Origin of the sequence: Natrinema gari JCM 14663, from assembly GCF_000337175.1 — an archaeon.
In the GTDB taxonomy this organism is placed as follows: Archaea; Halobacteriota; Halobacteria; order Halobacteriales; family Natrialbaceae; genus Natrinema; species Natrinema gari.
The window spans coordinates 130,163-144,965 of sequence record NZ_AOIJ01000030.1 but is presented as its reverse complement, the minus strand read 5'-3'; the positions used below and the strand labels follow the sequence as shown (position 1 = coordinate 144,965).

Annotated in this window: 7 protein-coding genes and 1 CRISPR repeat array; all 7 genes read right to left on the bottom strand. The window is 59.3% G+C overall.

Annotated elements, in window-relative coordinates:
- Positions 1–373 precede the first annotated feature (373 nt).
- Positions 374–862: a tyrosine-type recombinase/integrase gene (locus C486_RS21995; protein ID WP_206536960.1), complete on the bottom strand. Its 489-nt coding sequence runs from the start codon at positions 860–862 to the stop codon at positions 374–376.
- Positions 859–1,179: a hypothetical protein gene (locus C486_RS21990; RefSeq protein WP_206536959.1), complete on the bottom strand. Its 321-nt coding sequence runs from the start codon at positions 1,177–1,179 to the stop codon at positions 859–861. The genes C486_RS21995 and C486_RS21990 overlap by 4 nt, the downstream gene beginning before the upstream one ends.
- 689 nt (positions 1,180–1,868) lie before the next feature.
- A CRISPR array of direct repeats spans positions 1,869–9,502; the repeat unit is 30 nt; unit sequence GCTTCGACCCCACAAGGGTCCGTCTGTAAC.
- Between the two features lie 112 nt (positions 9,503–9,614).
- Positions 9,615–9,878 carry a CRISPR-associated endonuclease Cas2 gene (gene cas2, locus C486_RS01605; protein WP_008452282.1) on the bottom strand — a complete coding sequence of 88 codons (264 nt, stop codon included), beginning with the start codon at positions 9,876–9,878 and terminating at the stop codon, positions 9,615–9,617.
- A 2-nt stretch (positions 9,879–9,880) separates the two neighbouring features.
- Positions 9,881–10,873 carry a type I-B CRISPR-associated endonuclease Cas1b gene (gene cas1b / locus C486_RS01600; protein ID WP_008452280.1) on the bottom strand — a complete coding sequence of 331 codons (993 nt, stop codon included), beginning with the start codon at positions 10,871–10,873 and terminating at the stop codon, positions 9,881–9,883.
- Between the two features lie 2 nt (positions 10,874–10,875).
- Positions 10,876–11,436 (bottom strand): CRISPR-associated protein Cas4, encoded by a 561-nt coding sequence (gene cas4 / locus C486_RS01595; RefSeq protein ID WP_008452277.1) that lies wholly within the window; start codon positions 11,434–11,436, stop codon positions 10,876–10,878.
- Entirely contained in the window at positions 11,433–14,012 is a 2,580-nt protein-coding gene (locus C486_RS01590) for a CRISPR-associated endonuclease Cas3'' (protein ID WP_008452275.1), read from the bottom strand. The genes cas4 and C486_RS01590 overlap by 4 nt, the downstream gene beginning before the upstream one ends.
- Positions 14,012–14,800: a type I-B CRISPR-associated protein Cas5b gene (gene cas5b / locus C486_RS01585; protein ID WP_008452273.1), complete on the bottom strand. Its 789-nt coding sequence runs from the start codon at positions 14,798–14,800 to the stop codon at positions 14,012–14,014. The genes C486_RS01590 and cas5b overlap by 1 nt, the downstream gene beginning before the upstream one ends.
- Between the last annotated feature and the right edge of the window lie 3 nt (positions 14,801–14,803).

Here is a 14,803-nt window from a genome sequence, read left to right as displayed (position 1 = left end):
CTCCTTGAATCTATAAGACTTCGGATATCTGAACAAAGAGGCGAGGCTCCTCTATTACCGGTTCCGATTCGGAGGTTACGCCCTTGTCACACTCCTAATTTGAAGACACGTTCCCGATATACCGGTTCGATGTCCTCATAGTAACTGTGGATATAGTGGTCGATGCCACCGGCGGGATCGGTCACACCACCTGCTGACGTATCGCCTCGCATGTACTTAATTAACTCTCGGTTGAGATCCTGCTCGACGCGCCAGTAAGTCGTAAACCGATGACTGCCGTAGTGTGATGTCACGGCTCGATGATGTGGGGGGTTTCCTCGTATTCGGGGTGGAAATGACGTTTCCAGGCGTTGTTGATTCCTTCATCATCCATCTACGTGTTGTTCGTGTGGCTGAGGAACAACCAAGGTTCGCCGTTGTCCGGACGGACCAGAAGATACCGAACCCAGAGGCGACGCAGTTCGTCGTCTATCGGCAGTACCCGGGGCCGTTCAGACTTATTACCCTGTCTGTCGTGCGGAATGTAGACGGCGTTATCGAACCAAGAGATGGAGGGCAACGTACCCATCTCCTCGTAGTGGTTCTCTACCTCTTGGCTGACGAGGTTGATCTCGCTTATCTTGATGTTCGCCATCTCTGACGCCCGGAGCCCTAACTTGAGCTGGGTGACGATGAACGCCCGATCGCGAACGTGTTTCACATCGGCGACGATGTTCCTGAATTCCTCGACGGAGATGCGTGGTGGCTCCTTAATTCGCTTTGTAGATAGCAACATCTTCTTTTTCGCTATCTGGAACGGGTTGTAGTCGATCGGATGTGGGAACTCGGCACCGTTCTGCCAGTACCTGTAGATCTTGTTCAACTCCCAGAGCTTCTTTTTTGCCGTTCGTTGGGTGTTCCCCTTTTCGTCCAATTCGCGTCGGACGAACCGTTTGACGTGGTCCTCATTAGCCAAGCAGGATGGCGATCCTGCACTTCCATGAACTCCGTCCACTCCCTGATGGAGCGTTCGTAAGAGTCGATAGTCGACTCAGTCGGGTTCTCCGACTCCAGTACGTCCTTGAGGAACATGCCAAAAACGTCGATATCGACTTCATCGAACGTGGTGGCGTACTCGGCGAGTGGATCTATCTCGCGGTCGAACGCTTCTGCAAGCGTTTGTCGGTCGTTTTCGACCATAGGTCACCGTTTGTCGTTCTGCTTGAGCTTTCGGTTCCATACTTCTCGGGTATAACCACCTTCGATAGCCGCCATCCTGACGAGGTGGTAGACATGCGGATACTCCGTATGCCACTTCAACCAAGTGTAGAACGCTTCGACCGGCTGAAATATTCGAAGTAGACGGTCTGGATGTTACGAGTGTGACTGTGCCGGCCAACGTTTCCATCACGGAGGGCGATTAGGAACTCCTCGACGTAGTCGGGACTAACCCACTGATACTGGTAGTTGGGCGGGGCTTCCCGAATGTCGGCCGAGATCTCCTTTGGTGTTGAACGCTGTCGTCCCTTTTGTCAGCTAAACCGTCTTTTTTCGCCGGGCGAAACGGCCGTCTCCAGTTTGTGTATGAACAGCGGTTTATCATCTATTGAGCCGGGTCGAAATAGTCGGGGATGGTTCCAATGGAACCGACAGTTGTTTGGGGTTTACCCAAACATCAGTCGAAACCGGATTTTGGTATCGGATACTGTTCCCCTTACATCGGCTAAACAGTCTTTTCAACCGACTGAAATGGCCGTATTAGGTTCTGAAGAGATCAAAGATTCCAACGTCTCTGACCGGCCAAGTTGGTCGGGTGTCGTGGAGATCGTCAATTGATCGGCACGAGTAGAGTTGACCGCAAATCTGTTCCTATTTTCCTTCTTATAGAGTCTTCGACCCCACAAGGGTCCGTCTGTAACTCGCTGTCTGGTGTTCGGTACGTTTCTGCTGGCGTTTGCTTCGACCCCACAAGGGTCCGTCTGTAACATGCGGCGTTCGTGTCGGTGCAAAGCACTTGAGTTTGCTTCGACCCCACAAGGGTCCGTCTGTAACGCTCTCGATCACCGCACGAATCTCGTCGTCCGTGGCTTCGACCCCACAAGGGTCCGTCTGTAACTATCCCACCGATCATCTTCGAGTTCACCGAGTTCGGCGCTTCGACCCCACAAGGGTCCGTCTGTAACCCAGCTTCGCGCCGGTTACGTCGCGGAACTCGGCGTGCTTCGACCCCACAAGGGTCCGTCTGTAACAGTTCGTGAGGTTCAAGGGCGCGAATCCGCCGGCTGCTTCGACCCCACAAGGGTCCGTCTGTAACGGATGTCTTCGCGCGGCCAGGTCTCACGACACGTCCAGCTTCGACCCCACAAGGGTCCGTCTGTAACGAGGTCTACCGGGAGGCGCGTCGTATCCTCCGGGAGCTTCGACCCCACAAGGGTCCGTCTGTAACCGAGCAGGAAACCTGCGTGATCGGCACATGACCCGCGCTTCGACCCCACAAGGGTCCGTCTGTAACTACGACGAAGGAGACTGCCCCCGACCGTACTGCGAGCTTCGACCCCACAAGGGTCCGTCTGTAACGACGCGAATCTGTCTCGTGGCGATCCAGGCGAGCGATGCTTCGACCCCACAAGGGTCCGTCTGTAACCGGTTGGCGGGTGCGGTCGGACGGTCCGACTATAGTAGCTTCGACCCCACAAGGGTCCGTCTGTAACCAGCTGTCCACGCTCTACGTCTCGCTGACGACGCTTCGACCCCACAAGGGTCCGTCTGTAACCGGCGGTGTATGACCCGTTCGCATTGCGTGAGCTTGGCTTCGACCCCACAAGGGTCCGTCTGTAACCGAGGTGGCGTTTGCGGTCCGCGCCGGTGTCCTTGCTTCGACCCCACAAGGGTCCGTCTGTAACTCCGCGACTCCATCGACGCGATCGAATCCGTGTCTTGCTTCGACCCCACAAGGGTCCGTCTGTAACGAGCCAGCCGATCACCAGCACCCCCATCGAAATGATGCTTCGACCCCACAAGGGTCCGTCTGTAACCGGAGAAACCACCTTTCGCGGTGGGCTATGGGCGGGCTTCGACCCCACAAGGGTCCGTCTGTAACGCATCCGATTCGAGCCGACCGAGGGGCCGCCACGGCTTCGACCCCACAAGGGTCCGTCTGTAACCGGCGGCAAAGGACCGGGAAAGCGGCGTGCAAGAGGTGCTTCGACCCCACAAGGGTCCGTCTGTAACGGGCACTAATGACGGCACGGACATAGCACGCAAAGAGCTTCGACCCCACAAGGGTCCGTCTGTAACGCGGACGGCCCGGACGGTGTAAACACCACGTTGCAAGCTTCGACCCCACAAGGGTCCGTCTGTAACCGGCTCACGAGTGTATGGTCCTCCCGCCCGAATTTGCTTCGACCCCACAAGGGTCCGTCTGTAACCATCGAGGGCGAGGACGGCCTCGAGCCGTCGGCCGAGCTTCGACCCCACAAGGGTCCGTCTGTAACCCGAGCCGGCCGCTCGCGACGAGCACGATGAGAGCGCTTCGACCCCACAAGGGTCCGTCTGTAACCGATAGCGAAAAGTCCGAGGACGGGCTGTATCAGGGCTTCGACCCCACAAGGGTCCGTCTGTAACTCAGTCTCTCCGCAACGGAGGTGAGCACGTTGTCGCAGCTTCGACCCCACAAGGGTCCGTCTGTAACGACGAGGACGGTGATGGAGATGAGTGACGACATTGCTTCGACCCCACAAGGGTCCGTCTGTAACTTGGATCGGCTCGACTACACGAAAGGCATCCCCGGCTTCGACCCCACAAGGGTCCGTCTGTAACCAGGACTACGATCGCGAGGAGGTCCTCTGGCCGGAGTGGCTTCGACCCCACAAGGGTCCGTCTGTAACCGATGACCCAGTCCATCAGATTAAAGAGACGCACGTGCTTCGACCCCACAAGGGTCCGTCTGTAACGGGACCACGTTTCTGGCGGGCCGTCGGGACCTTCGTACTGGCTTCGACCCCACAAGGGTCCGTCTGTAACCTCGATTAGCCACCATACCATTCGCATGTACTGTTGGCTTCGACCCCACAAGGGTCCGTCTGTAACAGTATGTGTTCAGAGTTGATACCAACAACACTCGAGAGCTTCGACCCCACAAGGGTCCGTCTGTAACGCTGGTTCGACGCGCAAAGGAACTCCTCGAGGAAGCCCAGGCTTCGACCCCACAAGGGTCCGTCTGTAACACTACGATACACTCCGATTCCGATAGCACCGACTAGCTTCGACCCCACAAGGGTCCGTCTGTAACACGATTGGGACGAGGACGAGTGGCGCGAGGCCATCGCTTCGACCCCACAAGGGTCCGTCTGTAACGGGCCGACATCCCACCGATCACTGGCCGTTCGGCGCTTCGACCCCACAAGGGTCCGTCTGTAACCGTCCACCGCGTTCGTTGCCCCGACGCACCAGACTCCGCTTCGACCCCACAAGGGTCCGTCTGTAACGCGACGCCGAGGGCCGTCGTCGGCCATCTCGACGCTTCGACCCCACAAGGGTCCGTCTGNCGACCCCACAAGGGTCCGTCTGTAACGCGACGCCGAGGGCCGTCGTCGGCCATCTCGACGCTTCGACCCCACAAGGGTCCGTCTGTAACCGGAGTCGTCATCCGACGACGTCGAGTCACTCTGGTCGCTTCGACCCCACAAGGGTCCGTCTGTAACCCACCTCAATGCAAATGACACGATCGCGGTCGGTATCGCTTCGACCCCACAAGGGTCCGTCTGTAACCCGTCACGCGGACTCACCTCCGTCGACGTCGACAGGGCTTCGACCCCACAAGGGTCCGTCTGTAACGGCAGCGACGAGGACTTCGGCATGGAGATCCGACTGCGCTTCGACCCCACAAGGGTCCGTCTGTAACCGGGATCAAACAGGAGATCGAGACGTACTACGGCGAGGCTTCGACCCCACAAGGGTCCGTCTGTAACACACCGGACACGTGTGCGCAGCGTGCGCGTACTGCATGCTTCGACCCCACAAGGGTCCGTCTGTAACTCGGCCAGCCGTTGACGCCGACGATGTCGTACTCGCTTCGACCCCACAAGGGTCCGTCTGTAACCTCATATGCTTTCCTCACCTGTTTCTTCATAGCGCAGCTTCGACCCCACAAGGGTCCGTCTGTAACGGTGTAGTTCCCGGTCGTTCCAAACTCCTCGTAGTGCTTCGACCCCACAAGGGTCCGTCTGTAACCCGATCAGGCCAACGTCGTTCGCCCAGCGCTGGATGCTTCGACCCCACAAGGGTCCGTCTGTAACGACGTGCTCGAGTAGATCGGTCGCACTCGAGGCCTCGCTTCGACCCCACAAGGGTCCGTCTGTAACCATGTCGGCCTCGATCGCGATGTTATCGCCTTGGTCGCTTCGACCCCACAAGGGTCCGTCTGTAACCCCTGTGCTCATACATTGTATGGGTTTCCTATTTAGCTTCGACCCCACAAGGGTCCGTCTGTAACACGACCCGTCAGGGTGTTCTCGGCTGGCATCGATCTGCTTCGACCCCACAAGGGTCCGTCTGTAACCGGGCCGCACCCGGCGAAGGCCTCTGGCACGGAATCGCTTCGACCCCACAAGGGTCCGTCTGTAACTCGGGGCCCGGTTCTTTTGAGCCGAGCTTGTCGCGCTTCGACCCCACAAGGGTCCGTCTGTAACTCGAAGTCCGTCACGCGGACGGCGTCGCTCCCAGCGTGCTTCGACCCCACAAGGGTCCGTCTGTAACCCTTCGCGAAGACCGTCGAGCGGTTCGTGTTCTTGCTTCGACCCCACAAGGGTCCGTCTGTAACTCGACATCGATGCCCCCACCATCACGTTCGTCGGCTTCGACCCCACAAGGGTCCGTCTGTAACCCGGCGCTGACGCGTCGACGCTCGACAGTACCTGGCTTCGACCCCACAAGGGTCCGTCTGTAACCGTACCAGACGACATCGACGCCGGTCTGCTCGAGCGGGCTTCGACCCCACAAGGGTCCGTCTGTAACGCGACGCCGAGGGCCGTCGTCGGCCATCTCGACGCTTCGACCCCACAAGGGTCCGTCTGNCGACCCCACAAGGGTCCGTCTGTAACGCGACGCCGAGGGCCGTCGTCGGCCATCTCGACGCTTCGACCCCACAAGGGTCCGTCTGTAACAAGATACCGGGCCATTGTTTCAGGATCGTACGTGCTGCTTCGACCCCACAAGGGTCCGTCTGTAACAGCACTAATACAGTGCTCATCACCATCAGGATCAATGCTTCGACCCCACAAGGGTCCGTCTGTAACCAGCACCGACTCCGTGGGGCTCACCGAAGCGGAGGCTTCGACCCCACAAGGGTCCGTCTGTAACTCGCATACCGTTCACCCCACGAATCATACAAAGGCTTCGACCCCACAAGGGTCCGTCTGTAACCAGTTGGACATTCGTCTATTCGTCATCCTGCTCGTGCTTCGACCCCACAAGGGTCCGTCTGTAACCAGTACTGCAGCACGTCGCCGTTTAGTAGCCTCAGCTTCGACCCCACAAGGGTCCGTCTGTAACTGGGCCCAGCGCCATCTGCCGGGATACGATCAGCGCGCTTCGACCCCACAAGGGTCCGTCTGTAACGCGGCTCGGGCGATCGTGCCGGCGACGCTGGTCGACGCTTCGACCCCACAAGGGTCCGTCTGTAACCGTGTTCGGCCAGCTGGCCGCCGATCCTCGAGGATTCGCTTCGACCCCACAAGGGTCCGTCTGTAACGTTTCTGGAGAAGATCGATACGGCCTCGGTATCCAGGCTTCGACCCCACAAGGGTCCGTCTGTAACCCTCCATCGGGTCGATGTCCACCGGATCGACGTAGGTGCTTCGACCCCACAAGGGTCCGTCTGTAACACGTTGCGGGGAGCCGATGTCTGAGATGCAGAGTAACGCTTCGACCCCACAAGGGTCCGNCCCACAAGGGTCCGTCTGTAACACGTTGCGGGGAGCCGATGTCTGAGATGCAGAGTAACGCTTCGACCCCACAAGGGTCCGTCTGTAACGCATCTTTAACAACCCCATGCACAGCCTGATAGCAGCTTCGACCCCACAAGGGTCCGTCTGTAACCCGAACGCGGCCGTGCCACCGGCCCCGCTCGGAAGGCTTCGACCCCACAAGGGTCCGTCTGTAACGACGACCCGACGTCGCCGTTCTTCGACGGGTCCGAAGCTTCGACCCCACAAGGGTCCGTCTGTAACCCGCTTAACCGTCCAGGGACCCCAGGTTTCACCGGCTTCGACCCCACAAGGGTCCGTCTGTAACGATAGACCTGGGGAACAGTCCCCAGCCGCATTATGAGCTTCGACCCCACAAGGGTCCGTCTGTAACGACGACGACGTAATCGCCGTCGACGTTCTCCGAGAGCTTCGACCCCACAAGGGTCCGTCTGTAACTCTCATGGGTTTACTTTCCGTATGCCGTCCAGGCGCTTCGACCCCACAAGGGTCCGTCTGTAACCTCCGGGACCGGGAGCGACGAAGGCGGCCTGGAATTGCTTCGACCCCACAAGGGTCCGTCTGTAACCCGACCCGGAAGGCCGACCGATACCGCCGTCGACGGGCTTCGACCCCACAAGGGTCCGTCTGTAACTCTTCTCTTCCAGCTCACCTGGGCGCTGGACGACGCTTCGACCCCACAAGGGTCCGTCTGTAACCAGGTCTTCGCGGCGCTTCATGGCCTGGCGTATATCGCTTCGACCCCACAAGGGTCCGTCTGTAACCCAGTTTACCCTACTCAATCCAGACGGGAGCGTCGCTTCGACCCCACAAGGGTCCGTCTGTAACTCGGCCCCTTGCCATACGACAAACGTCTTGTTTGACGCTTCGACCCCACAAGGGTCCGTCTGTAACTCCGTCGCGGCGCTGGCAGAGGCAAAGGGCGTCCCGCTTCGACCCCACAAGGGTCCGTCTGTAACACGACCTCGAACCGATTAGCGATCTGGATCTCGAGGCTTCGACCCCACAAGGGTCCGTCTGTAACCATAGTCTGCAGCTTGGTAATAGACGCCGAAATCGCTTCGACCCCACAAGGGTCCGTCTGTAACTAAGCCCCGCACGCGAGGCGTCGATCTTGGCCGACCGCTTCGACCCCACAAGGGTCCGTCTGTAACCTTGGCACGATCAACCGTTGGGACGCTCCCGACGGCGCTTCGACCCCACAAGGGTCCGTCTGTAACGCGGTGGCCGCCGACGGCGCTGGGATCGCGCTCGAGCTTCGACCCCACAAGGGTCCGTCTGTAACCTGTAGCGAGGAAACCCCGCCCCTTGGGGCGGGGAGGCTTCGACCCCACAAGGGTCCGTCTGTAACCTGGACGTCGCTGTCGACGCTCCCGAACTCCTCCCGGCTTCGACCCCACAAGGGTCCGTCTGTAACCTGTAGCGAGGAAACCCCGCCCCTTGGGGCGGGGAGCTTCGACCCCACAAGGGTCCGTCTGTAACAGGTCCGAGCGCTGACTGTCTCCGGGCGGATGTGCTTGCTTCGACCCCACAAGGGTCCGTCTGTAACTTGGACTGGCCCTCGCCGACCACGACGACCAGGACTCGCTTCGACCCCACAAGGGTCCGTCTGTAACCGTGAATTGTATCCGATTGTTCGATTGTATCTGCCGGCTTCGACCCCACAAGGGTCCGTCTGTAACCATAGCGTTTGTAACAGTTAGAGGTTTTGGAACGTTTGGCTTCGACCCCACAAGGGTCCGTCTGTAACACGGTCACGTTCGCGTCGGTCACGTCGGCGATGGGGCTTCGACCCCACAAGGGTCCGTCTGTAACTGTCCCTATTTTGCCTTGTGAACGCGGTTAACCGTCGCTTCGACCCCACAAGGGTCCGTCTGTAACAGCTCTTTCTCTTTGTCAGTGAGGTTCATGAGTAGTGCTTCGACCCCACAAGGGTCCGTCTGTAACTCGGATGCAGAAACTCGAGGATGAAGGCCTCCTCGAGCTTCGACCCCACAAGGGTCCGTCTGTAACCGTTCACCGACACCGAGTTCGGCTCGGCCCCGTGCTTCGACCCCACAAGGGTCCGTCTGTAACAGTGTTGTGATAATTTCACCTGTTGTGGCTCCTAGGCTTCGACCCCACAAGGGTCCGTCTGTAACAACTCCCCCACGCGGTGACGATCAACTGCCTGTCGCTTCGACCCCACAAGGGTCCGTCTGTAACTTTCTGTGATACCAATGGCATCGACTCGTTGAGTAAGCTTCGACCCCACAAGGGTCCGTCTGTAACAGTACGAGGCTTACGTGGGCGTCATGGAGGACCCTGAGCTTCGACCCCACAAGGGTCCGTCTGTAACACTACGAGGTCCAGAGTTGCGTGATGGTCAACGAGGAGCTTCGACCCCACAAGGGTCCGTCTGTAACCTGGAGGTTCTCTGATGACGCTGTACTACGACGAAGCTTCGACCCCACAAGGGTCCGTCTGTAACATGGCTCGACGATCGCCCGGGCGGCACGATCTACTCCGCTTCGACCCCACAAGGGTCCGTCTGTAACCATGGCCAGTCAGACCACGTAAACAGCTCTATTGGCCGTTCACACTTCATCGTTTCCGTCGACCCTCGATAACCTCTGAACCCCCTGGGGTCGATGAAACAACCGGGGACGGTTAGAGGAACTGATCATCGGCAGCAGGATCGTCACCAAAGACGGTTCTCTCGACCATCTTCTCAGAGGAGACGCGGTAGATAATCGTCGACTCTCCGGGTTTGAGCACTTCATTGACGCCGGATCGGATCTTTTCGAGGTCGCCCTCAGTCACGTCCCCCTCGAGCACGGAGTTTTGGACGTGTGTGAGATATCTCCGAAGGAACTTCAGCATCTTGTGGGTCCGGTCGGCTTCCATGTCGTAGACCACGACGATGTAGACCACACTCACCACCACCGTCGGAACGGGACGTATTCCTCGCCGGTCAGGAGATGTTTTTTCAGTTTGTACGCTTCGACACGGAGGAGATACTGGTAGCTTACCTTTTTTCCTAAGTCCGGATGGTCGATCGTCTCGTCGAGAGTCTCCTCGTATGCTTTCGAGTAGGTTTTACGGCCGACTTCGCTCAGGAGACAGGAGTTCATATCGTCTTCAAAGTCGTCGGTAGTTAGCTGGCCGCGGTTGACGAGCCTGAAGATGACTCGATCGGCGAGCAGCGGCTTGAACAGGTCGGCGATATCCAGTGCCAGCGAGTATCGCCGTTCACCGGGTTCGTGGAGGTAACTGACCGTCGGATCCAGTGCAGTCGCGCGGATCGCCGAGACGATGTTCGCGTAGACCAGCGAGTTGCCGAAGGAAATCAGGCTATTGACTTCGTTATTCGGTGGGTTATACTGCCTGCCGCCGAAGACAAATCCCTCGGGAAGGATCTCGTCGAAGGTCGAATAGTACGCCTTCCGGGCGCGCGCTTCGACGCCCATCGTCTCGTCGATCGTTCCCATTCCGTCGAGCGACGCCCGTGAATCCTCCAGTTCCTCCAGCACATGCTCGAAGTCGTGCCCACGCCCATTGTAGTAGGTGACGTTCGAGCGCATATTATGGATGCTCCCATCGACGAACGCCTTCGCCAGTTCGAGGCGATGGTCCGGGTCGTCGTAGGCCCGGACCTGATCAACGATTGTCTGGCCGGAGGTCTGGCCCCGTTTTGGCATAATTGAGCCGGCGTAATGGTCGTGCCAGCCGAAGACATGGACTGCGACGCCTTCCTGGTTGAGGAATGAAATGAAACGAGTGTTGTACTCGATCTGGCCATGGAGGAAGATCGCCTCGGCGTTCTCGACCGGGAGGTACTTTTTCTCGCCGTCGTCGGTGACGACACGCACCGTGTCGTCCTGGCGTTCGATCCGTCCATCGGAAAACACGTGGTAGTTGTCGTTCATGGTCAACAGCTCCAGCAGAAGTCGTGATAGGCACACGAGTCACAGACTGGTTTCTCCTCGGCCGGTGGCGGTGATTCTGCGGTTACGACCTCGCGAATCCCGCGGATAGCCGATTCGACTTCGGCGCTGGTTTCCGGGGTTAGTTCGATTGTCTCACGTCGTTTCTCTGTTGGATGTGCCAAGACGCCGGTCTTCTCGACGCCAGTGACCCGATCGAGATACCAGAGATAGAACAGCAACTGCAACCGCGCTGGTTCGGTCATCGACGACGAGGGTTTGACTTCCAGGATCTCACCGCTGTCCAGCACGTCGATCGCGATGATCCCGTCAACGCGCACGTCTCGGCGCTTATCCGAATAGGCCGAGTCGTCCACGTCGCTGCCGCGGACGATCTCTGGCGTGTCGCGGTCTATCTCCACGTCGCGGCTGAGAAACCACAATTCTCGCTCACAGACGACGTAGTACTGGAACATGACACCGGTCAGCCGGAAGGGGAATTCGGCGGTCTCGTCTCTGGCCGCGGTGAGAAACCGCTCGACGGGGTCGGCCGACAAGTCAGTCATAGGAACCGGTCGTCGACGGACGGTCCCTCGACTGCGAGGCCGTTCGTCTCGTCAAAGTAGGTTTTACTCTCCGGTCGCCTGAGAACGCGGAGATCGGTATCGTCGAGTTTTTTGAGATCCTTGACCGTCTCGGCCTCGGTCGAGTCCTGACTGTAGATCGGAAGCGAGACCGTGATGTCCTTGGCTTCGTCGCGGCGGTCGCCGAATGTCCCGTAGTCGAACTCGTCGAGAGCGATCTCCATCGCATCGACTAGGTCTCGATCAACGTCAGTCCGGCAGACAACTACGTCGACGCTCTCGCGTTTGCCGATCAGCGAGAGGTCCCCGAGCTCCGCTCCGTTTGCCTCATCGACCCACTCAACGTACTGCGGGGATCCCGGATTCCGGTCGGCGATGAGTCCGTAGTAGTGCTGGACAGCCTCGCGGGTCATCGTCCGTTCGGCGACGGTTCCGTCGCTTGCATCGATCGCGTCGAGCGTCCTGGCGGTCAGCGATATCGTGCTTACGCCCTCAGAGTCGTAAACAGCCTGTGCTGGGGTCTTGGTCGTGCCCGCTGGTGGAGCGAGCCACCAAAGCGTCACCGTTCCGAGGTCACTCTCGAACGACCGGTTACACCGACCCGCCGCCTGAACGACGCTATCGATCGGTGCGATGTCGCGGTACACTCGATCGAAGCTGATATCGACGCCGGCCTCGATGAGCTGCGTCGACACTGCCACGACCGGTACGTCGCGCTCAGTGAGTCGCTTCGTCGCTTCGATGAGCGCGAGTCGGTCACGCGGACGAAGGCGAGTAGAAAGGTGGACGAGCGCTCGTTCGTCCGGGCCGAAGGCCGCCTTAACCCGCTCGACGAGAGCTTCCACGTCGACACCGTCACCGCCGAGTTCCTCCTCGAGACACCGACCAACGTCGACGACCGCCTCGCGTTCCTCGATCGCATCCGTGAGTTCGGTGGCGCTGTCGATGGTGTTACAGATCGCGAGTACCGACTCGGTCTCGCCGGTCTCGTTGAGGATCGTCCGGCCAGCGGTCTCGTAGTCTACTGTCGCGTCGGTGTCATCGAACGCGAGTACAGAATCGTGAACCTCGTACTCGACTCGTTCGAAGTGGTCGAAGTATCTATTCACGTCGTTGACCAGTTCGAACGCGTCGTCGAACAGGGCTTGAGACGCGCCATCCTCGTCGTTTGCTGCCGGCTGGGTTGCAGTCATAGCGATGATCGTCGCGTCATACTCTTCTGTGAGGATCGTCGTGATACGGCGGACGAGCTTCCACCACTCCATTGGCAACGCCTGGGGCTCGTCTAGCACGATCACGGAATCGTACAGCGCCGGCAGTTTCATCGACTGGGTGTTACTCGGGCCAACGAGGCTCTCGAAGAGTTGGACGAACGTCGTGAGCGTCATCCCGGAACGCCAGCTCTCGGCAACCATCTCCGCGAGTCGGGCATGCCCGTCGGGATCATCATCTGGATCACCGAGTTTCGTCACCGTCTCGGCCAGGTGGTGATGGATCGTCAACAGATCGTCTCGAGCGTCGGTGTCGAACACGTCTGTGAGTTCGTCGGCGACTTGATCGATCACGGAGGTGAACGGGAGCGCGTAGACGACACGTTCACCTTCGTTTCGGAGTGCGAGGGCAGCATTGAGACCGGTCAGCGTCTTGCCCATTCCGGTTGGCAGTGTTAGCGTTGCGATTGACGCATCCGAGTCGCGGAACTGGTCGACACCGTCGAGTACGTCTTTTCTCGCCTCATCACGGAGCGTATCGAGAGCGTCGGCCTTACTGTCTTCGTCGGCATCTCCTCCCAGGTCCGCAATGTACTCCGAGAGCGTACGAGCGTCCGGGTCGGACGCGGCGAGATGGTCGTCTTCGATACCGGCAGCCACCGTTTTGTCGGCGAGGATCAGTCCACTCCAAAGCTGGAGGAGCAGTTCGTAGAACTCGTCGGAAGGTGCCGAGCGGTCGCTGCCGAGGGCGAACATGGAGACATGTTCGAAGACTGTATCGAACAGGGAATCCTCCTCGTCCTCGATCCGCTCGACGAACTCGTCCCACGACCCGTTACCGTCGGTCGCGTCAGCGACGAACGACCGTGCGAACGTCCGGCGATGGTCGTCGACGTTCCCGACCTGTTCGATCACGACTCGCTGGCGCTCGTTGCTCGCCTCACTCTTGTTCTCGAAGCGCGAAATGTCTTCGACGTATTCCTCGACATCGGGGAGCCGGCCGTGATGTTTCGCGAGCGCAACGAGGGCCGCCAGGCAGTCCTCGCTGTCGTAGCCTAGCCGGTCGAGGACGTAGTACCCGAGATAGGCCCCGAACAGGGAGTGGTTCGTCCGCTTGCTAGTATCTCGCTTGTCGATCACGTACTCCTGAAACCACGTCGTCGCCTTCCCGAAGTCGTGACACCGTGCCACGATCGCTATCATCTCAGTGAGCGGGTCGCCGCCGATCGTCGTTGCGTCCGCGGAGACGACGGACTCGGCCCGCCCGGCCACCTCGTCTAGGTGATCGAGGAGGAACGTCGCCTCATCGCCGTCCTCGGCGGGATGAGAGATCGGCGCATCCACCATCAGGTGAACACCACGGTTCGATCATCGACCGAGTACGTCGACACGTCAGTGAACGTGAGAGGTCCACCGTCTGGGTTGTAGGCGTAGGAGACGAACGCACTTGTCGTCCGGCCACCGTCGTCACGTTCCATGAACGCGGGCGTCTGCTCGATCTGGTAGCGTGTCTCCGGATCAGGAATGATCGAGTCAACAGCCTCGGGGACGGTCGAGTCGATAGCCACCGTGTCATCGCTGGGACCCTGCTCGATCGGGAACTCACCGTGGTAATCGACTGTCGCCAAGTACTCAGAGAGACCGAGGCTCGGGACGTAGTACGACTCCCCCGATTCGAGCAGCGAGCGGAGCTGGTTGTACCGCTCGTCATTGTCGAGCCACACGTCGATTCGATAGGCAGGATCGACGAGGACCTCGTAATTGTGCTGCTGTCGGGGCTTGGACGGATCGGGGAGTTTGATGGAAAGTTTCCCGCGAGGGTTCAGCGACGACAAGTGTTCGTCGGCGGTCGAGAGCGTGTTCATCGGTAGCTTCATCGTCCGCAGTTCGCTCGTCGGTTCGATTGCGACCAGCGACTCGCCCGGGGCGAACAGATCGTAGTAGCCGTCGCGTTCGATGCCCAGCATCGCGGCGATCAAGCCGGCGACAGTCGTCCGCGGGATGACCCGATACGTCTGTTTCACGATGTTACCCTCGATACGCCGGAAGTGTCCCCAGGGTCCGCTGACCGTGAACGACAGGCACGTCTCAGCCCCATCGGGGAGTCCCGATCCGGTCGGTGCGTGCTCGGTCACAGG

Coding starts and splice junctions, on each gene's coding strand:
- C486_RS01590 (WP_008452275.1), bottom strand. CDS start 14,012: ATGGTGGATGCGCCGATCTCTCATCCCGCCGAGGACGGCGATGAGGCG.
- cas4 (WP_008452277.1), bottom strand. CDS start 11,436: ATGACTGACTTGTCGGCCGACCCCGTCGAGCGGTTTCTCACCGCGGCC.
- C486_RS21990 (WP_206536959.1), bottom strand. CDS start 1,179: ATGGTCGAAAACGACCGACAAACGCTTGCAGAAGCGTTCGACCGCGAG.
- cas1b (WP_008452280.1), bottom strand. CDS start 10,873: ATGAACGACAACTACCACGTGTTTTCCGATGGACGGATCGAACGCCAG.